We start from the raw sequence: 19082 nt of genomic DNA on the forward strand, positions 1-19082 counted from the left end.
GATGATCGCGCGATTCCCCGGGAATGGCGCAACCCTGAACTAGTCTGGAACAGGTGCGGCGAAGTTTTGTCAACAGCGCCTTATCCGCGCGCCCAGGCCCGATCGATCGTCGGTGCGGGGATGAAACTTTGCGGCCTGTCCTGACGCGGCGGCGGATCGCTTATGCCCTGCTGGATGAAGCGCATCGCCGACAGCAGGCCGGACCGTGAGAAGGGCTTTGGGATCACGCCGTGCGCGCCCAGAAAGTCCTCGGGGATCATCTTGGGGTTTGCCGTCAGAAAGACGACGGCTGTGGACGGCCAGCGATCCTTGATCAGGCGACACACGTCCAGACCGCTGGAGTTATCCGCCAGCTGGATGTCGACAAAGGCGATGTCGGGCGGCGCGTCGAGCGACAGCGACTCGACCTCGCTCAGGGACATGGCTTCTCCGACCAGCCGGTGGCCTTCGTCCTCAAGCATCGCCTCGAGGTCCATCACAAGCAGGGCCTCGTCCTCGACGATCAGGATGTCGAAGTGAGGCCCGGCGGCGCGCACCTAGCCGCTCACGGGGAAGTCGACGACCGCGCGCGTTCCGGGGTCGGCTGGCAGCCACAGCGTCTTGCCGCCGATCTGCTTTGAAAGACGACCGATCAAAGTCTTGCCCAATCCCTGATGCGCAGCGCCGGGAATGCCGGGGCCGTCGTCCTGAACAACGACCTGGCCGCCTTGTTCCGTTCTTTTGGCCAAGACCTGCAATCGGCCGCCGCGATCCTCGGGGAAGCCATGCTTGATCGCATTGGTCAGCAGTTCGTTGATGATCAGCCCGATCGACGAGGCATGGGTCGAGGGGATGAACATGGGCTCCACATCGACGGACACCTCGATATCGGTGCGTCCTGTCGAGCCAATCACATCGGCGACCAGGGTGTTGGTAAAGGCGCCGACGTCGAACTGGGTGACGTCTTCGGACTGATAGAGTTTGCGGTGAACGGTCGCCAAGGCGTCCACCCGCTCCAGCATGGAGTCGAGGGTGGCGGTCAGGGCCGGATCGGACAGCGAGCGCGATTGCAGCCGCAGCAGCGAGCCGATCATGGTCAGGTTGTTCTTGACCCTGTGATCGACCTCGTGAAGCAGCAGGGTCTTGGCGGCGAGCGCCTCTTGCAGATCGGCGGTGCGAGCGGCGACTTCGCGTTCGACCAGGGCCTTTTGCTTTTCGACGTAGACCTGAGCCTCAATCCGCTCGGTCACATTCAGCTGCGAGGCGAAGAAATACTCGATCTCCCCCTGGGCGTTGCGCACCGGGCTGATGAACAGGGCGTTCCAGAAGGTGCTGCCGTCCTTGCGATAGTTCAGCAGATCGATGTGGATGTCGGCGCCGGCCTCGAGAGCTTCGCGGATCTTGGCGACGGCGGCCTTGTCGGACTTCGGCCCCTGAAGGAACCGGCAGTTCTGGCCGATGATCTCATCGCGCTCATAGCCGGTCAGATCCTGGAAGGCCTTGTTGGCGAAGACGATCGGATTGTCGTCGCGACGCGGATCGGTGATGACCATCGGCATGCGCGTGCCACGTATGGCGGCGGCGAACGGATCTCCACGCCCGATTTCGTGTTCGACGACATCGGTAAGTCGCCAGTCGTCTTGCTGCTTCATCGGGACTCGGAATACAGGCGCGCGACCGGAAGCGCCGTGCGGATATTTGTCGCTTTACAACCTCTTCCTACAGCACCGGGGGGCGACTGCCAACCAAGGCGCGGCGCTCAGTCGGGCTTGATGTCGGAGCGCGACAGGGCGACGCGGCCCAGCCGGGCCAGGGCGGCGCGCAGATTGTCGGGGGCTGAAGAGATCGATGCGGCCAGATCGGCCTCGGCCTGGGCGGGCAGGGGCGGCGGCTTGGCGCTGCGTTTGGGACGAGCGGCGGCCTCCTTCAAAGGGGCGACCGGACCCTGGGCGATGCGCAACCGATCCACCGTCCCGGCGCCCAGGAACAGGTTGACGCGGGCCAGGATGTCCTCGGACTGGTGCTGGATCAGCAGGGCGGCGGCGCCGGCGACGCGCAGCTCCAGCACGCCGGGCTGGCCGCCCTTGCCCTTGGTCAGCTTCTGCGGTCGGGTGACGCGGGCCAGGCGGTCTCCGACGATCTCGCGCCAGCGGGGCTCCAGCGCGCCTGCGCCGCGACCGAACTGCTCGTCCAGCTTCTTGATCAGGGGCGTCAGAGCCTTGCCTGCGCGCGGCGCCGGTCGGGGGACCGGACGGGTGCGGCGGCGAGACAGGATCTCGCGGACCTCGGCGTCTGTGGGCAGCGTGCGGCGCATGGGTCTATATAGCCCGACCGATGCCTGACGTCTCTCCCGACATAGACCTGATCCGCTCCCAGCTGCTGGCCTGGTACGACGCCCATGCGCGCAGCCTGCCCTGGCGAGCCGCCGTCGGCGCGGCGCGGACCGAGCCATACCGCGTCTGGTTGTCGGAGGTCATGCTGCAGCAGACGACCGTGCCGCATGCGACGCCGTATTTCCACGCCTTCACCACGCGATGGCCGACGGTCTCGGACTTGGCGGCGGCCGAGGATGCGGAGGTGATGGGGGCCTGGGCCGGGCTGGGCTACTATGCGCGTGCGCGCAATCTGCTGGCCTGTGCGCGGGCGGTGGCGGGCGAGCATGGCGGGGTGTTTCCGGACACCGAGGCGGCGCTGCTCGCCCTGCCGGGCGTGGGCGCCTATACGGCGGCGGCCGTCGCCTCCATCGCCTTCGACCGGGCGGCCAATGTCGTGGACGGCAACGTCGAGCGGGTCATGGCGCGGCTGTTCGCGGTCGTGACGCCGGTCCCGGCCGCCCGGACCGAACTGAGGCGGCTGGCGGGCCTGTTCGTCACCGACGAGCGGCCTGGGGACTGGGCGCAGGCGTTGATGGATCTGGGGGCCACAGTGTGCCGGCCCAAGTCGCCGTCGTGCGGGACCTGTCCGGTGGCCAGCGAATGCCTGGGTCTGGCCACGGGCGACCCGGCCCGGTTTCCGATGAAGACGAAGAAGGCGGACCGACCGCATCGGCGGGGCGCGGCCTATGTGCTGATCGACGAACTGGGGCGGGTCGCAGTCGAGACGCGACCCGAAAAAGGGCTGCTGGGCGGAATGCTGGGCCTGCCGACCAGCGACTGGACGACGGGCGAGCCTGCTGCCGCAGCGCCTATCGCGGCCGACTGGCGCGAGGCGGGGGCGGTGGAGCACGTCTTCACCCACTTCAGCCTGACGCTGACGGTGATGACCGCGCGCAGCCAGGCGGACGGCCCCTATCGCTGGATGTCGCTCGAGGCGGCGCGGGCCGCCCTGCCGACGGTCTTCGCCAAGGCGCTGGACCGGGCGAGCGTGCCTGATCTGTTCGGCTGAAGCCTAACGCAACGTGCGGATCGAAACCTTGCCCTGCTTGTGATGCGGGATGACCACGGCGCGACCGTCGGCGTGCTGGATATTCAGATCGACAACGGCGCCGCCGACTTCCAGACCTGTGATCTTGAGACGGTCCAGACCGGCGGGCAGGACGGGGTCAGAGAGATCGACCGTCTCGGTCCAGGCGTCGATCGACAGGCCCAGGGTGGCCTGAAGCATCAGGAAGACCGATCCCGCCGCCCAAGCCTGGGGCAGGCAGGCGACCGGATAGGCGATGGGCGGCTCGCCCGGCTCACGCGGGAAGCCGCAGAACAGTTCGGGCAGCCGCAGGTGGAAGTGGGCGGCCGCAGCGTAGATCTCGGCCAGGATTTGCGCGACCGCATCGCGCTCGCCGTAAGCCGCCATGCCGGCGGCGGCCATGGCGGTGTCGTGCGGCCAGACCGAGCCGTTGTGATAGCTCATCGGATTGAAGCGGGCCTGTCCGACCTCCAGGGTGCGGATGCCCCAGCCGGTGCGGAACTCGGCGGTCAGCAGGCGTTTGGTGACGCGCCGCGCGCGTTCCAGCGACGGCAGGCCGGTGAACAGCAGGTGCCCTGCGTTGGAGGCGATGGCGCGACATTGCTGGCCGTCGCCGTCGAGGGCCACGGCATAGAAGCCCTCATCTTCCATCCAGAACTTTTCCTCGACCAGCGAGCGGACCTGTTCGGCGCGCATCCGCCATTCGGTCGTGCGATCGTCGTGCAGGCGCTCGCCCAGATCACCCAGCGCTTTCCAGGCGGCGAAGGCGTAGCCCTGAACCTCCAGAAGCGCGATCGGACCTTTGGGGAAGCGACCATCGGCGTGGAAGATGGAATCCTCTGAGTCCTTCCAGCCCTGGTTGGACAGGCCGGTGTCGGCGCCGCGCTGGTAGTCGATCAGGCCGTCATTGTTGCTGTCGCCATAGTCGCGCATCCAGTCGGCGGCCGCGATCAGATTGGGCCAGAGCTTGCGGATCAGATCCAGATCGCCGGTGCGGTTGGCGTAGGCGCCGGCCAGGGCCACGAACAGGCAGGTGGTGTCGACACCGCCATAGTAGAGACCGAACGGCACCTCGTGCAGGGCGCTCATCTCGCCGCCGCGCGTCTCGTGCATGATCTTGCCAGGCTGGCTGTCCCGGTAGAGCGAGGTCTCGGTCGCCTGACGCGAGGCCAGATAGGTCAGCACGCCCTTGGCCAGCGACGGATCCAGCCAAAGCATTTGCCAGGCCGAGATGATGCCGTCGCGGCCGAACGGGGTCGAGAACCACGGCGTGCCCGCATAGGGATAGGGGCCGGTCGGCAGGTCTGTGGTCAACAGCGCCATGTCGGCGCGCGACTGGTCCAGCCAGTCGTTGAAGCGCGGGCTGCGCGGGCCGCGCACCGAGGCGCCGCGCCGGCGTTTGGCGCGCATGGCCAGGCGCGCCTGTATGGCGTTCTGTCGCCAACGGTCGGCGTCCGGTGTCTCGCAGGCGTCCACGCCGCATTCGATGAACAGATCCAGCGAGCGGCCCTTGGGCAGGCTGAACATGAACTCGGCGCGCTGATGCGTCAGGCGCGCGGGCGGTTCGGAGAAGGCGATACAGCTGGATCGATCCACGTCGTCCAGCCCGGTGTAGCGGAAGGTGACGCGGCGACCGTCGGTGGTCGGCGTGTGGATCGTCCCGCGCTTGGCCCGAGGCGTGCCGCGCACCTGGAAGATATCGAAGAAGTCCGCGCCGAAGTCGAAGGCCAGCGGCAGAAGGATGTCCTCCACCCCGTGGTTGACCATGCGGATGCGCTCGAACATCCGCCGGTTCCACAGGAAGCGCCGGCGCTCGATATGCAGGACACCAGCCGGGGCCGATCGACCGCCCATCGGGGGCAGGGGACGGTTGGTGGTGTGGCAGGAGAAGAAGACGTTGTCCTGGCTGACGCCGGACGACAGGCGCGACGGCTTTAGCAGGCCGACGGTCATGGCCCAGCGCGACAGGACGCGGGTGTCACCCGCGAACAGGCCGTCGGCGCCGCCCTTCATGTCGCCCCACCCGTCGGCGACCAGGAAGGTGTCGCCTTCCTTCAGCGCCATCAGCTGTTCGAGACCCGTGGCCTCGACCGATTCACCGGCGGTCAGTTGAGTGGAATAGGCGTCGTCCATGCGGTCTCTTCCCCGTCGTTGTGAGGCCTCGGCCGAACGTGTCGCACCCGAATGCGGCGCTCAGGGGCCGCTTGCAGACTTTAATGGGCAAGTCGCCGACGAGTTCAGGCGAACCTGTGCTTTTTCATCGCCAAGCGACCTGAGAGACTTACTTGATCAGCCGTACGACGCCGATGGACCGCGCGATGTCGCGGAAGGCGGCTTCCAGAGCGGCGCTGTCTTCTGCCAGGAAGGCATGGTCGGAATCGCTGGCGCAGGTCCTCAGCAAATTGCGCCCGTTCTGCGTGGGCACGTTCAGGCCGACGGTGAAGACCTCGATCTTGTTCGACTTGGCATAGGTGCAGATCGAACCGAAATCGGCATCCGTCGCCGCCAGCTCATTGGCTTTGGCCGTTGCGACGTGCGCGCCGTCCGACGAGCGGTAACGCAGGGTGTTCACACCGTCGGTCATCAGCACCAGAATCTTGCGCGGCGTGCGGTTCGCTGGGTCATAGGCGCCGCCTTCCTGGAACGGCGCGGTGGGCGACAGCAGATTGATGCCCCAGATCAGGCCGGATGGAATGTGCGTCTCGGGCTTGTAGCCGCCGACATTGATGACAAGATTCTTGATCGCGTTCAGGACGCTGGATTTGCTCTTGGACAGGGGGCTGACCGCATTCAGGCAGCTCTGGCCTGTCGTCAGGAAACCTTTGTAGGGCGTCGCCGGCGACTGGTCGTTCAGCCGCGTCGTGCCGACGTTGCGCGAATAGACGCAGCCGAACCACTTGTAGCTGACGTTGCAAGCATAGGGAGGGACCGTGACCGTCTTGACCACCTGATCCTTGTAGCAGGTGCCGGTCTCGCTGACGCCGTCGCGCACGGTGGTGCAAGGATAGGGCGTGCCGCCGCTGTATGTCGTCTTGGTCGTGCAGGTGCGCTCCTGAACATAGTCGTCGGGCACGGAAATCCACGGGGCCTTGCGATTGGCAATCCCGACATTGACGTAGTCTGCATAAGGCACGACGCCGATCGAGACCTCGTCGCTTTCGGTCGCCATCAACTCGTTGACTAGCAAACTGGCAGAGGTCTTCAGCGCATCGATCCGCTTGATCGACCGGCTGTCCTTTTCGCTCATGGACCAGGTGTTATCGAGCACCAGAACAGTCTCGATCTTCTGCGCCACGCCACGCGTCGCCTCGGACAGTGCGTTGATATCGAACTGTTTGACGCCGGCCAGACCCGCAAAGATGGGTTTGACCCCGCCCTTGAACGTCACCCTGACGATTTTGCCATCGACATATTGGGTGCCGGTCTTCCAGCCGTCGATCAGTTGGCCGGTCTTCAGATTGGCCTCCAGATAGGGATCGCTGACCGCTTTCAACTCCTTGACCGTCTGGGCGCGGGAGGCCGCAGCGCCCAACGCTGCTGCATCGAGCGCTTCTTGCACCTGGTTCCTGACCGAGACATAGCGATTGATGTCGATGGCCAGGCCGACCATCAGTGTCAGGCCCATGGCGGACAGGGCGAAGAAGGTCGCGATGTTGCCCGCGGTATTCCGGCGCAGATGCGCCAGCCGCCGCTTCATCGCTCTCCATTGCATAGTCGTCGCCCCGATTTGGGACGACCGTAATGGATAAGCTTAACTTTTGGGTGAACGCCGTTACTAACTTAAGATTGCAACGATGTTCCGACTGAGTTGGTTTCAGGCGATGGCGGCGAAGCTGCGGTCTTCACGCGGACGCAGCGGGGTGACCACATCGTCCAGCGCAGTCTCCGCAAACGGACGGCGCGCCAGCAGGTCGCCGTAAACGTCCAGATAGCGCCGCGCCATGGCGGTGGCGGAGAAGCGCAGGTCAAAGCGCGCGCGCACGGCCTCGCGGTCCAGCAGATGGACGCGTCCGGCCGCAGCGATCGCCTGCTCCATCGTGTCGACCAGGAAGCCTGTGGCGCCGTCTTCGATGACCTCGGGCGTCGAGCCGCAGCGGAAGGCGATCACCGGGGTGCCGCAGGCCATGGCCTCTATCATCACCAGACCGAACGGCTCCGGCCAGTCGATGGGGAAGAGCAGGGCTTCGGCGCCGCCGAGGAAGGCGGACTTCTGATGGTCGCCGATCTCGCCGATGAACTCGATCAGCGGATTGCCCTCAACCAATGGGCGGATCGTTTCTTCCCAATAGCGTTTGTCGGCGGCGTCCACCTTGGCGGCCATCTTCAGACGCTTGCCCAGTTTGGTGGCGATCTCGATGGCACGGTCGGGGCGTTTCTCGGGCGAGATGCGACCCAGGAAGGCTAGATAGCCCTCGGACTTCGGGGAGAAGATGTACTGTTCGCCCGGCATGCCGTGATGGACGGTGGCTTTCCAGTTGGCAAAATGCAGCGGCTTACGCTGATCGTCGGAGATGGAGACCAGGCCGAATTCGCTCCAGCGCGCGTAGACGCCGGGCAGGTCCTTCATATCCAGACGGCCGTGCAGAGTCGTCAGGGTCTTGTCCGCATATTTCTGGAACAGCGGGAAGTGGACCATGTCGGTGTGGAAGTGGATGACGTCAAACTCGTCGGCGCGGTCCAGAACTTCGCCCAGCATCGACAGGTGGGCGGCGAGATCGGACTTCAACGGCGCCGGATCCAGGCGGATGGCCTGATCGCGTACGGACACTAGCCGCGCCTTGGTCTGGGCGTCAGCGCTGGCGAACAGCGTCACGTCGTGGCCCAGATCGACCAGGGCGTCGGTCAGATGCGCCACCACACGTTCCGTGCCGCCGTACAGCTTGGGAGGCACGGCCTCATACAGCGGGGTGATCTGCGCGATTTTCATGGTGATGTGCTCCGACACCGCATCTTGGCGGGCCGTTGGCATCAATGGTCTCGCAACTGCGAAGTTCCGCCGCAGCTGACTAATTTTTACATAGGTTTCGCGGGGTTACAGCGACGCTGACCTGTAATGAGTGTGCGAAATCGTACGTTTCAGCGACGCATTGTCGGCTAAGTGATTGATGTGGCTTACGCGACGCGCGGTCGCAGCGGGCTTACATCGCGGCGCGAACTTCCGAGCGGAGGGCGTCGATGGATTTCAGCCCCTGGTCGGTCTTGAACCGCCAGTAGGTCCAGCCGTTGCAGGCCGGTGCGTTTTCCAGCAGCGCGCCCAGCTTGTGGATCGAGCCGCTGAGCGAGCCGTGAACCAGCGAACCGTCCGCACGAACACGCGCCTCGCGCTCACCCTTTGGGCAGTACAGGCGGTCGCCGGGTTGCAGCAGGCCGGCCTCGACCAGAGCGCCGAACGGCACCTTCGGCTCGGCGCGCTTGGAGCCTGTGACCATCAGGTCTTCGGGGCGGGCAGGGATGACCGAGGCGATGCGGGTTTCGGCGACCTCGGCATAGGTTTCGTCACGCTCGATGCCGATGTAGTGGCGGCCCAGCCGCTTGGCGGCGGCGCCGGTGGTGCCGGTGCCGAAGAAGGGATCCAGGATCACGTCGCCGGGGCGGGTCGCCGACAGCAGGACGCGATGCAGCAGCGCTTCGGGCTTCTGGGTCGGATGGGCCTTCTTGCCGTCGGCGTCCTTGATCCGCTCCTCGCCCGTGCACAGGGCGAAGGTCCAGTCTGAGCGCATCTGGGTGTCTTCGTTGAAAGCCTTCAGCGCATCATAGTTGAAGGTATAGCGCTTCTGATCCCGCGACTTGGCGGCCCAGATCAGGGTTTCGTGGGCGTTGGTGAACCGGGTGCCCTTGAAGTTCGGCATAGGGTTGGACTTGCGCCAGATGATGTCGTTCAAAACCCAGAAGCCCAGATCCTGGATCGCCGATCCCAGGCGGAAGACGTTGTGGTAGCTGCCGATCACCCAGATCGAGCCCTCGGGCTTCAGGACGCGGCGGCATTCCGCCAGCCAGGCGCGGGTGAAGGCGTCGTAGTCGGCGAAGCTGGCGAACTTGTCCCAGTCGTCATCGACCGCATCGACCTTGGAGTTGTCGGGACGCAGCAGGTCGCCGCCCAGCTGCAGATTATAGGGCGGATCGGCGAAGACCATGTCCACCGAGGCGTCGGGCAGGCTCTTCAGCACCTCGATGCAGTCGCCACGATGAATGACGTCCTTTGTAAGGACAGGGGTCTTCAGATCGGACATGGAACGCGGCCCCGCAACAGTGAGACCGCTATGGTGAATCCTTGTGGTTAAGGTCGAGTAACCGGCGCGAAGCGATCGCGCCGGTTATCAGTCGCCTTACGCCAGCATTCGCACCTTGGGCTCGCGGTCCCAATGGCGGGTGCGGGCGGGGGCGAGGAAGCCTTTGGCGTCCTTGGACAGATCGATGACGCCGGTGTCCGGCTCGACGCCCGCCTTGTCCAGCAGGGGCTGGGCCTCGGGCGTGTGGCCGATGGCCTTGAGGTGACCGAAGGCGTCCTTGGCGAAATCGACTGCGGCGCCTTCTTTCAGCATCTGGGCGCAGCCGTCCTCGGACAGAACGATCGCCACGGCGTCGAAAAGGACCGACGGACTGCCGGCCAGTTGACCATCTGCCGCCAGCGTCTTGCTGTCCTTCAGCTTGGCGCCGCCGATCTTGGGCGCGACGATGAAGACCGAGCCGCCGTCGCCTTCAACCTCAGCCTTGACGGCGTCGACGACCGCGCCGTCCGAACCGTCGGCGACCAGGATGGCGACCTTTCGGCCCTTCAGGGTGTCGGGATATTTGCCGACGATGCGCAGGGCGGGCGAGGCGTCCAGATCGATGGGCGCCACACCGGGGTCGGACGCCTCGGGGAGAGGCAGGTTCAGGCCGTCTGCGACCCGCTGTGCCAAGGTCTTATCGACGTTCTGCAGATTGGCCAGAACACGCTCGCGAACGTGGGCGAGCGACACCTTGGACAGTTCGAACACGATGGCGCTGGCCAAGTGGGCCTGTTCGATCTCGGTCTGGGAGCGGAAGAACAGTCGCGCCTGGCTGTAGTGGTCGGCGAAGCTTTCGGCGCGCAGCCGGACCTTTTCGCCCTCGACCGGGATGGGCGCGGTGCGGAAACCGCCCTTGGGATCTTCACGCGGGCCGCCGTCCTCGCCCCCCTCGGACAGGCTGTTGGGCTCATAGTTGGCGCGGCCCTTCGGAACAGCCATCTGCATATGACCGTCGCGCTGGAAGTTCTGGAAGGGGCAGCCCTTGGCCTGGTTGATCGGGATCTGGTGGAAGTTGACCGTGCCCAAGCGCGACAGCTGAGTGTCCTGATAGGAGAACAGCCGGCCCTGCAGCAGCGGATCCTCCGAGAAGTCGATGCCCGGCACGATGTTGGTCGGCAGGAAGGCGACCTGTTCGGTCTCGGCGAAGAAGTTGTCCGGGTTGCGGTCCAGCACCATTCGGCCGATCACGCGGATCGGATAGTCTTCTTCCGGCACCAGCTTGGTGGCGTCCAGAATATCGAAGGGCAGGGCGTCGGCCTGTTCCTGGGTGAACAGTTGCACGCCGAACTCCCATTCGGGGAAGTCGCCCTGATCGATGGCCTCATACAGGTCACGGCGATGATAGTCGGGATCGGCGCCGGCGATCTTGACCGCCTCGTCCCAGCAGGTCGATTGCGTCCCCAGCTTGGGCCGCCAGTGGAACTTGACCAGAGTCGCCTCGCCTTCGGCGTTGATTAGCCGGAAGGTGTTGACGCCGAAACCTTCCATCATGCGCAGGCTGCGCGGGATGCCGCGGTCGGACATAGCCCACATGACCATATGCATGCTCTCGGGCATCAGGCCGATGAAGTCCCAGAAGGTGTCGTGGGCGCTGGCCGCTTGGGGATAGCCCTTGTCCGCCTCCATCTTCACCGAATGGATCAGGTCCGGGAACTTGATCGCGTCCTGGATGAAGAAGACGGGGATGTTGTTGCCAACCAGATCCCAGTTGCCTTCGGTTGTATAGAATTTGACCGCAAAGCCGCGCACATCGCGCGGCGTATCGACCGAGCCCGCGCCGCCGGCGACGGTCGAGAAGCGGGTGAACAGCTCGGTCTTGTTACCGACCTCGGTCAGGATCTTGGCCGTGGTGAACTCCGACAAACTGTCGGTCAGTTCAAAGAAGCCGTGGGCGGCCGAGCCGCGGGCATGGACGATCCGCTCAGGGATACGCTCGTGGTCAAAATGCTGGATCTTCTCGCGGAGGATGAAGTCTTCCAGCAGGGTCGAGCCGCGCGGCCCGGCCTTGAGCGAGTTCTGATTGTCGCTGATCGGCGTCCCGTGATTAGTGGTCAGACGGGTCTCAGGCGTCGAGGCGGTCTGGTGCACCTCGCCGGCGTTGCCGATTGTCGGCGCGCCGGCCGGCTTTGCGTTCTTGGCCATCTTGGGAGTCCTTTGGAGCAGCGGCGCAAGCGGGAGCCGCGCGCGTTCCCGAAGACAACTCGGTGGAGGCGCAATAGTTCTGTGCGAGTTCGCGCACAGCCGCGCCCGATCGTCCTTAGAAAAGTTCGCTCCGTATGCGGCGCGCCCTTCGCAGGAGGCGAGGCGGCGTTTATGAGGCGAAAATGATCGCACGCCTTCGCCCCGTCCCGTTCGACCTCGGTCCCGTTCATTTCGTCGGCATCGGCGGCATCGGCATGAGCGGCATCGCCGAGATCATGCTGAAGATCGGCTATTCGGTGCAGGGCTCTGACGCCAAGGCGAGCGCCAATACCGAACGGCTGGAACAGCTCGGCGCCAAGATCTTCATCGGCCACGACGCCGCCCATGTGGGCGAGGGCGTTTCGGCGGTGGTCTATTCGACGGCGGTCAAGGCCGACAATCCCGAGATGAAGGCAGCCCGCGAGCGCCGCATCCCGCTGGTGCGCCGGGCCGAGATGCTGGCCGAGCTGATGCGGCTGCAGTTCTCGATCGCGGTGGGCGGCACGCACGGCAAGACGACGACGACCTCTATGGTGGCGGCCCTGCTGGATGCGGCGGGCCTGGATCCCACAGTGGTCAACGGCGGCATCATCAACGCCTATGGCACCAACGCCAAGGTCGGCGACGGCGACTGGATCGTGGTGGAGGCGGACGAGTCGGACGGCAGCTTCCTGCGCCTGAAATCGACGGTCGCCATCGTCACCAATATCGACCCCGAACATCTGGACCACTACGGCGACTTCGACGGGGTGCGGAAGGCGTTCGTGGATTTCGTCGAGAACATCCCCTTCTACGGTTTCGCCGCTGTCTGCCTGGACCATCCCGAAGTGCAGAAGCTGGTCGCAGCCATCGATAACCGGCGGCTGGTGACCTACGGCGTCAATCCGCAGGCGATGGTGCGGGCCGACAATGTCGAGATGGGGCCGGACGGCTGCCGCTTTGACGTGGTCATCCAGAATGGCGAAACCCATGTGATCTCGGGCGTTCATCTGCCGATGGCCGGCTGGCACAATGTGTCGAATGCCCTGGCCGCGATCGCCGTGGCGCGCGAACTGGATGTGTCGGACGACGCGATCCGCACAGGCTTGGCCGGCTTCGGCGGGGTCAAGCGGCGCTTCACCACCACGGGCGTCGTAGGCGGCGTTCGCATCGTAGACGACTACGGCCACCATCCGGTCGAGATCGCCGCCGTGCTGAAGGCTGCGCGTCAGGTGACGGACGGTCGGGTTATCGCCGTGGTTCAGCCGCACCGCTACACGCGTCTGCGCGATCTGATGGACGAGTTCTCGACCTGCTTCTCGGACGCCGACAGCGTGATCGTCGCCGACGTCTATCCCGCCGGCGAACAGCCGATCGAAGGGGTGGACAAGCACGCCTTGGCCGACGGGGTGCGCCGCTACGGCCATCGCCACGTCCAGGCCCTGGAGAACGCCGCTGTCCTGCCGCGCCTGATCAAGGACGAGGCCAAATCCGGCGACGTCGTCGTGCTGTTGGGCGCCGGCGACATCACCAGCTGGGCCTATGGCCTGCCGGCGCAGTTGGAGGCTCTGGCGTGATCGCTCTGCCCGAAATGCGCGGCAAGCTGCTGCGGAACGAGCCGCTGGCGCCCTATACTTGGTTCCGGGTGGGCGGCGCGGCCGAGGCCCTGTTCATTCCGGCGGACGCCGAGGATCTGGCGGACTTCCTAAAGGCGCTGGACCCGGCCGTGCCGGTGACGGTTCTGGGCGTCGGATCAAACGTCATCGTCCGTGATGGCGGGGTCGAGGGGGTGGTGATCCGCCTGGCGGGTCGCCCGTGGGCGCAGATCACGACGGACGGCGACACGGTCACGGCCGGCGCGGGCGCGCTGGACTCCATGGTCGCCAAGGCCAGCGCCAAGGCGGGAATCGCCGGGCTTGAATTCTACGCCGGCATTCCGGGCACGATCGGCGGCGCCCTGACCATGAACGCCGGCTGCTACGGCTCCGAGACCAAGGACGTTCTGGTTTCGGCCTGGGGCCTGACGCGGGCGGGCGAGCGGGTCGATTACGATCTGGCCGACTTCGGCTACACCTATCGCCATTCCCGGGCGCCGGCCGACTTCATCTGGATCGAGGCGACCTATCGCGGCACGACCGACGAACCCGAGGCGGTGGCGGCCCGGATCTCCGAGATCACAAGCCGTCGCGAGACGACCCAGCCGATCCGCGAGAAGACGGGCGGCTCGACGTTCAAGAACCCCGAGGGCCATTCGTCGTGGAAGCTGGTGGATGAGGCCGGCTGGCGCGGCAAGCTGCACGCCGAAACCGGGGGAGGGGCCAAGTTCAGCGAACTGCACTCCAACTTCATGATCAATCCCGGCGAGGCGACAGCCGCCGACATCGAAGGCCTGGGCGAGGCGGTTCGCGCCGATGTGTTGGCCAAGACCGGCGTTCAGCTGGAGTGGGAAATCAAGCGGATCGGCCGACGCTGATCGGCGGTTGCGCAGGGACATGCCGCACGTTAGGTGAGGATTTCTCGGGGGAGAAATCAGATGAAGCGTATCGCAGCCGTCGTCGGCCTTGTTGCCATGGTCGCAGAACCGGCCCACGCCCAACTCGTCACCCGCACGGCGGTCGGCCCTGCGGTTGCGGGCGGCCAAAACCGGATCGATCTGACGCGGTCCAGCGCGGGATATACCTATTTCAACCGGGCGGGCGCCGATCTGGCGCAGCACGACGCCGCGTTGAACGGGTGTCTCGCCGAGGCCTCGCGGATGACGCAGCCTGATGACAACAGCGCCGCTGCAGCCGGTGCGGCCGGTGGTCTGCTGGGCATGTTGGTGGTCGGCGTCATCCAGGGCGCGATGAACGGGATGCACGAGCGCAGAGGCGTCGCCGCCAATGTCGAAAACTGCATGGTCGTGAACGGTTGGCGTGTCGTTCGACTGGACGAGACCGACGGCAAGGCGCTGGACGCGCTGGAGCAGGCGGAACTCCACGCCGCCCTGGCGGACGACGTCGGCGCCGACCAGCCGAAGGGGGAGATCGTTCGCATCTATGACAATGACGCTGTGCGCGGCGAAACGGTGCTGATCGGAAAATCAGGCGATCTGGATAAGGCGTCGTTGAGCCTTCAGGCCTTGCCGCCGCAAAGCACCACGCCGCCGGCCGCCCGCAAAGGCCCGCAGGCCCCGCGCACCGCGCGTCCGCCGCGCGCGCTAAAGCCGGAGGACGTCGCCGTGGCGTCCGGGGACGCTCTCGTCACCGTGCGTCTGACCGGCATGGCGGAGCAGGGCGGCCGCACGCTGTTCTTTACCCGCCAGGGGCCCGCGCCCGATATTCAGCCCTGGGAGCAAGACGGTCGTCCGGCGCTGTTCGCCGTCGCCCTGCCAACGCGCGGCGCTGTTCGTGGCGATCGCACGCGGGCCGTGACCCAGACCTTCTCGGTGCCGCCTGGTCGCTGGCGTCTGAGCGCGGTCAATGTCGGCCAGTACATCACCCATTTCTGCCTGGGGAACTCCGGGTTCGAGGCCCGCGACGGCGAGGCCGTCTATGCGGGAGCGTTTGATCTGTCGGGCGAGCAGTTGCGACCGGACATGACGTTGCGCGACGATTTGTTGGCGCCCACGTCGCCGGCCGCAACGGCGGGCCTGCGTCACCGCGCAGCGGAATGGTCGTATGGCGACAAGGAACAGTGTCAGGGCGCATATCTGTACGCGCTGGACCTGACTCCGCCATCCGAGACGGTCGCAGAGGCGGCTGCGCCTCAGGTCACGGGTGCGGATGACCCGGTCGTCGTGGTCGAAACGCCGGCGCCATCAACACTTCAGTGACGCCATTACGGTTTGGTTGACGGGCTGTTAACGACCTGCGCGGCATCCAGTCGGTTCTGGAGCCGCCGATGACCCGCCCCTTCTCTTCTCTTCATGTCGCCGTTCTGATGGGCGGCCTTTCCGCAGAGCGGGAGGTGTCCCTCTCGTCGGGCGAGCAGTGCGCGCAGGCGCTGGAGCGGCAGGGCGTGCGCGTCAGTCGCGTGGACGCCGGGCGAGATCTGGCCAACGTGCTGTCCGGTCTAATCAAGCCGGACGTCGTGCTGAACTGTCTGCACGGCGCTTGGGGCGAAGACGGCTGTGTTCAGGGCGTGCTGGAGACTTTGCGGATTCCCTACACCCATTCCGGCGTGCTGGCCTCGGCTCTGGCGATGGACAAGGACAAGTCCAAGGCCGTGCTGCGCGCGGCGGGCATCAAGGTGCCGGGCGGTGGTCTTTATGATCGTCACGAAGTCGCCAGCCGCCACGTCATCGACCCGCCCTATGTGGTCAAGCCCAATGCTGAGGGCTCGTCCGTCGGCGTCTTCCTGGTGCGCGAGGGCGCCAACCGTCCGGTTTCCGAGGTGGGCGAGCCGGGCTGGGCGTACGGCGAGCAGGTCGTCGTCGAGCCCTATATCGCCGGCAAGGAGCTGTGCGTCACCGTGTTGGGCGAACCGGCCGGGCCGCGCGCCCTGACCGTCACGGACATCACCCCGACCAAGGGCTTCTACGATTACGAGGCCAAATATGCGCCTGGCGGATCGGTGCACGTCCTGCCGGCCGTCCTGCCGCCGCACGTGTTCGAACAGGCGCTTCGTCAGGCCGAGGCGGCGCACGTCGCAATGGGGTGCCGCGGCGTGTCGCGATCCGACTTCCGTTATGATGATGTTAAGGACGATCTGGTCCTGTTGGAGGTCAATACCCAGCCCGGCATGACTCCGACTTCGCTCGCGCCCGAGCAGGCCGCCCATACCGGGATGAGCTATGACGATCTGGTTCGGTGGATGGTGGAGGACGCCTCATGCCCGCGGTAGTTCGCGGCGGTCGGCGACAGGGTTCTAATCAGGCTCCACAGCGCGGTTCGGCTTCCAAAGGCGGGGGACGGTCGCGCAGCGGGGCCCAGAACGCGTCCGCCGTTCCCGGCAAGATGGCCGCCATCGGCCGTGTCGATATTTCGCCACGCACCGCTGTGATCGCCCTAGGCGCCGGCGCGCTGCTGCTGGTCGGGGTTCTGGCCACGGGCGCCCGCGCCGAGCGGATCGGCGCCTCGGTTTCGCATGGCCTGGATAATGTGACGGCCGGCATGGGCCTGACGCTGAAGCGGGTGCACATCACTGGCGCCTCGCCCGAGGCCGAGCCGGCGATCCAGCGCGCGCTGGGCTTGTATTCCGGTCAGCCGATCACCGGCCTGGATCTGGACGCCATCCGCACGCGGGTTCAGGGCGTGGGTTGGGTCAAGGAAGCGCGCGTGGTGCGCCTGTTGCCCGACACCCTGATCGTCGAGGTCAAGGAACACGACCGCCTGGCCGTCTGGCAGGAGGCCGGTCAGATCAAGGTCATCGACAACCGGGGCCAGGTCATCGACGGCGCCGACGCGCGTCGTTATCCAACCTTGCCGCTCGTCGTGGGCAAAGGCGCCGACGTGGCGGCGGGCGAAATCCTGCCTCTGCTGGCCCAGCGCCCGCGACTGATGGGGATGGTGGACGCCCTGGTGCGCGTGGACGAGCGCCGCTGGGACCTGCGTCTCAAGGACGGCAGCCTGATCCAACTGCCTGCCACTGAACAGGAGGCGGCCCTGATCCGCCTCGATGCGCTGGACCAGCGCGAACGCCTGCTCGACCTGGGCTTCGCCCGCGTCGATCTCAGAACTCCGGACGAGGTCGCCGTGCGACCCGCCGGCGACGCCTAAGGACCGTAGAGACATGACCAAACAACGCGGCGCGGCGAATGATCACGGTCGGGGCATGGATCCTCGCGCCGGTCGTGCGCCCGTGGTCGCGGCGCTGGACATCGGTCAGTCCAAGGTCTCGTGCTTCATCATGAAGCCGGACGGCGTGCGTCACGCAGACCGCACCATCCGCGTCGCGGGCGCCAGCCACGTTCAGTCCAAGGGCGTGAGGGGCGGGGCGATCATCAACATGGATGAGGCCGCCCAGGCCATCGGTCATGCCGTCGAACGCGCCGAGCGCGCCGCCCAGAGCCCGGTTTCCGGCGTCGTCGTCACCACGGCTATCGGCCAGATGGCCAGCCACCGGGTGCAGGCCCGCGTCTCGCTGGGCGCCAATCCGGTCGGCGACGCCGATCTGGCGCGCGCCATCGGCATGGCCCTGGCTCAGATCCGCCTGCCCAACCGTCGCCCGATCCACGTCCTGCCCATCGCCTGGTCGGTCGATGGCGCGCGCGGCGTGCATGATCCGCGTTCGATGCGGGGCGGCTCGCTGGGGCTTGATCTGTTGGTGGTCTCGATGGCCGAGAACGTGTTCACGACCCTGAGCCACTGCCTGGAGCTGGCGCACCTCGACCTGCAAGGCGTCGCCGCCGCACCCGTCGTGTCGTCGCTGGCCGCGCTGGAAGAGGACGAGATGGACCTGGGCGCCGTCTGCATCGATATGGGCGGCGGCTCGACCAGCGCCGCGGTCTGGGGCGGCCGGTCCCTGCTGCATATCGAAAGCCTGAACGTCGGCGGCGACCACGTCACCTCCGATATCGCGCGCGGCCTGTCGACGTCCAAGGCCGGCGCCGAACGGCTCAAGACCCTTCACGGCTCGGCCATGGCCAGCGCCAATGAGGACCGCGAAATGCTCGAAGCCCCGCCGCGCGGCGAGGACGCCTCGGCCGGCCCCGTCATCGTCCCGCGCGCCATGCTGAAGACCGTCATCGCTCCCCGCGTCGAGGAAACGCTCGAACTGCTCCGTGATCGACTGAAAAACGCAGGCGTCGGCCTGGAGCCGGGCGCGGGTCTCGTCCTGACCGGCGGGGCCAGCCAGCTGAACGGTGTGCGCGAACTCGCCGTGCGCGTCTTCGACCGTCCTGTCCGCCTCGGAAAACCCCAACGAGCGCCACATTTGGCCGACGCAGCCTCCGGTCCCGCCTTCTGCGCCACCGCCGGCGTTCTCCTCCGCGCCGCCTACGGCCCGCGCGAGGCGGTGTCTGCAAGGAAGCTGATGGCGCGCCAGATAACCGCTGCGGATGCGCCGCGAATCCACCGTGGGAACGTGGTGGGACGTGTGGCTGGTTGGCTCAGAGATAATCTTTGACACGAGCACTTGGCGCTTGGCGCCCCTCGTGAAGGCACTGATAATCTCTTAAGGCATCATGGCAAACATTGGCTGCGTGTAAGGCGTACACGCATTCCGATTGTGATTTTTCGGAATCAAAAACTGTTGCTCGACTGTAACAGTTCCGACGCGTGGTGGCCGGATTTTGGTCACAAAGCTTGCCGTTCCGTCGGAATGCATTAGACGAGATGCTCAAGCGCG

Annotated in this window: 15 protein-coding genes; 7 read left to right on the forward strand and 8 right to left on the reverse strand. The window is 65.9% G+C overall.

Annotation, left to right across the window (positions count from 1 at the left end; all coding sequences use genetic code 11):
* Positions 1-80: 80 nt before the first annotated feature.
* The 3 genes from GGC30_RS02305 to GGC30_RS02315 all read right to left on the reverse strand — a co-directional run bounded on the left by GGC30_RS02305 (position 81) and on the right by GGC30_RS02315 (position 2293).
* Positions 81-536, reverse strand: coding sequence for a response regulator (locus tag GGC30_RS02305; RefSeq protein WP_370451838.1), 456 nt, complete (start codon positions 534-536; stop codon positions 81-83).
* Positions 537-1631 (reverse strand): PAS domain-containing protein, encoded by a 1095-nt coding sequence (locus GGC30_RS02310; protein ID WP_153922541.1) that lies wholly within the window; start codon positions 1629-1631, stop codon positions 537-539.
* Positions 1632-1738: 107 nt separating this feature from the next.
* Positions 1739-2293, reverse strand: coding sequence for a DUF721 domain-containing protein (locus tag GGC30_RS02315; RefSeq protein ID WP_153922544.1), 555 nt, complete (start codon positions 2291-2293; stop codon positions 1739-1741).
* Positions 2294-2313: 20 nt separating this feature from the next.
* Here GGC30_RS02315 and mutY point away from each other — a divergent pair, with 20 nt between their 5' ends.
* The gene (mutY, locus tag GGC30_RS02320) at positions 2314-3363 is read left to right on the forward strand and encodes an A/G-specific adenine glycosylase (RefSeq protein ID WP_153922546.1); all 1050 of its coding nucleotides are present in this window, start codon (positions 2314-2316) and stop codon (positions 3361-3363) included.
* A gap of 3 nt (positions 3364-3366) precedes the next feature.
* Here the strand turns inward: mutY and GGC30_RS02325 are convergent, their stop codons facing one another.
* The 5 genes from GGC30_RS02325 to GGC30_RS02345 all read right to left on the reverse strand — a co-directional run bounded on the left by GGC30_RS02325 (position 3367) and on the right by GGC30_RS02345 (position 11795).
* The gene (locus GGC30_RS02325) at positions 3367-5514 is read right to left on the reverse strand and encodes an amylo-alpha-1,6-glucosidase (protein WP_153922548.1); all 2148 of its coding nucleotides are present in this window, start codon (positions 5512-5514) and stop codon (positions 3367-3369) included.
* Between the two features lie 148 nt (positions 5515-5662).
* A complete protein-coding gene (locus tag GGC30_RS02330) occupies positions 5663-7078 on the reverse strand; it encodes a VWA domain-containing protein (protein ID WP_194943505.1) in 1416 nt (471 codons plus the stop codon).
* Between the two features lie 117 nt (positions 7079-7195).
* Positions 7196-8308: a glycosyltransferase family 4 protein gene (locus GGC30_RS02335; RefSeq protein WP_153922553.1), complete on the reverse strand. Its 1113-nt coding sequence runs from the start codon at positions 8306-8308 to the stop codon at positions 7196-7198.
* 211 nt (positions 8309-8519) lie between these two features.
* On the reverse strand, positions 8520-9611 hold the full coding sequence (locus GGC30_RS02340; protein WP_055805799.1) for a site-specific DNA-methyltransferase: 1092 nt from the start codon (positions 9609-9611) through the stop codon (positions 8520-8522).
* A gap of 96 nt (positions 9612-9707) precedes the next feature.
* Positions 9708-11795 (reverse strand): catalase, encoded by a 2088-nt coding sequence (locus GGC30_RS02345; protein ID WP_153922555.1) that lies wholly within the window; start codon positions 11793-11795, stop codon positions 9708-9710.
* 182 nt (positions 11796-11977) lie between these two features.
* On the opposite strand from GGC30_RS02345, the gene murC reads away from it, so the two are divergent.
* The 6 genes from murC (at position 11978) to ftsA (ending at position 18860) form a co-directional block, all read left to right on the forward strand.
* Positions 11978-13390: a UDP-N-acetylmuramate--L-alanine ligase gene (gene murC, locus GGC30_RS02350; protein ID WP_153922557.1), complete on the forward strand. Its 1413-nt coding sequence runs from the start codon at positions 11978-11980 to the stop codon at positions 13388-13390.
* Positions 13391-13404: 14 nt separating this feature from the next.
* Positions 13405-14286, forward strand: coding sequence for a UDP-N-acetylmuramate dehydrogenase (murB, locus tag GGC30_RS02355; RefSeq protein ID WP_153922624.1), 882 nt, complete (start codon positions 13405-13407; stop codon positions 14284-14286).
* Positions 14287-14346: 60 nt separating this feature from the next.
* Complete coding sequence (locus GGC30_RS02360) at positions 14347-15627, forward strand: hypothetical protein (RefSeq protein WP_153922559.1); 1281 nt, start codon at positions 14347-14349, stop codon at positions 15625-15627.
* Between the two features lie 68 nt (positions 15628-15695).
* Complete coding sequence (locus GGC30_RS02365) at positions 15696-16637, forward strand: D-alanine--D-alanine ligase (protein WP_153922561.1); 942 nt, start codon at positions 15696-15698, stop codon at positions 16635-16637.
* On the forward strand, positions 16625-17512 hold the full coding sequence (locus GGC30_RS02370) for a cell division protein FtsQ/DivIB (RefSeq protein ID WP_194943506.1): 888 nt from the start codon (positions 16625-16627) through the stop codon (positions 17510-17512). The genes GGC30_RS02365 and GGC30_RS02370 overlap by 13 nt, the downstream gene beginning before the upstream one ends.
* 55 nt (positions 17513-17567) lie before the next feature.
* On the forward strand, positions 17568-18860 hold the full coding sequence (ftsA, locus tag GGC30_RS02375) for a cell division protein FtsA (protein WP_039247066.1): 1293 nt from the start codon (positions 17568-17570) through the stop codon (positions 18858-18860).
* The last annotated feature ends 222 nt before the right edge of the window (positions 18861-19082 follow it).

The organism is Brevundimonas sp. SPF441, from assembly GCF_009661015.1.
In the GTDB taxonomy this organism is placed as follows: domain Bacteria; phylum Pseudomonadota; class Alphaproteobacteria; order Caulobacterales; family Caulobacteraceae; genus Brevundimonas; species Brevundimonas vesicularis.

What these genes read in the sequence shown, in the direction of transcription:
- GGC30_RS02315 (WP_153922544.1), bottom strand. Translation starts at nt 2,293, where the DNA reads ATGCGCCGCACGCTGCCCACAGACGCCGAGGTCCGCGAGATCCTGTCT.
- murC (WP_153922557.1), top strand. Translation starts at nt 11,978, where the DNA reads ATGATCGCACGCCTTCGCCCCGTCCCGTTCGACCTCGGTCCCGTTCAT.
- mutY (WP_153922546.1), top strand. Translation starts at nt 2,314, where the DNA reads ATGCCTGACGTCTCTCCCGACATAGACCTGATCCGCTCCCAGCTGCTG.
- GGC30_RS02360 (WP_153922559.1), top strand. Translation starts at nt 14,347, where the DNA reads ATGAAGCGTATCGCAGCCGTCGTCGGCCTTGTTGCCATGGTCGCAGAA.
- GGC30_RS02370 (WP_194943506.1), top strand. Translation starts at nt 16,625, where the DNA reads ATGCCCGCGGTAGTTCGCGGCGGTCGGCGACAGGGTTCTAATCAGGCT.
- GGC30_RS02345 (WP_153922555.1), bottom strand. Translation starts at nt 11,795, where the DNA reads ATGGCCAAGAACGCAAAGCCGGCCGGCGCGCCGACAATCGGCAACGCC.
- GGC30_RS02310 (WP_153922541.1), bottom strand. Translation starts at nt 1,631, where the DNA reads ATGAAGCAGCAAGACGACTGGCGACTTACCGATGTCGTCGAACACGAA.
- GGC30_RS02365 (WP_153922561.1), top strand. Translation starts at nt 15,696, where the DNA reads ATGACCCGCCCCTTCTCTTCTCTTCATGTCGCCGTTCTGATGGGCGGC.
- GGC30_RS02340 (WP_055805799.1), bottom strand. Translation starts at nt 9,611, where the DNA reads ATGTCCGATCTGAAGACCCCTGTCCTTACAAAGGACGTCATTCATCGT.
- murB (WP_153922624.1), top strand. Translation starts at nt 13,405, where the DNA reads ATGCGCGGCAAGCTGCTGCGGAACGAGCCGCTGGCGCCCTATACTTGG.
- GGC30_RS02335 (WP_153922553.1), bottom strand. Translation starts at nt 8,308, where the DNA reads ATGAAAATCGCGCAGATCACCCCGCTGTATGAGGCCGTGCCTCCCAAG.
- GGC30_RS02325 (WP_153922548.1), bottom strand. Translation starts at nt 5,514, where the DNA reads ATGGACGACGCCTATTCCACTCAACTGACCGCCGGTGAATCGGTCGAG.
- ftsA (WP_039247066.1), top strand. Translation starts at nt 17,568, where the DNA reads ATGGATCCTCGCGCCGGTCGTGCGCCCGTGGTCGCGGCGCTGGACATC.
- GGC30_RS02330 (WP_194943505.1), bottom strand. Translation starts at nt 7,078, where the DNA reads ATGAAGCGGCGGCTGGCGCATCTGCGCCGGAATACCGCGGGCAACATC.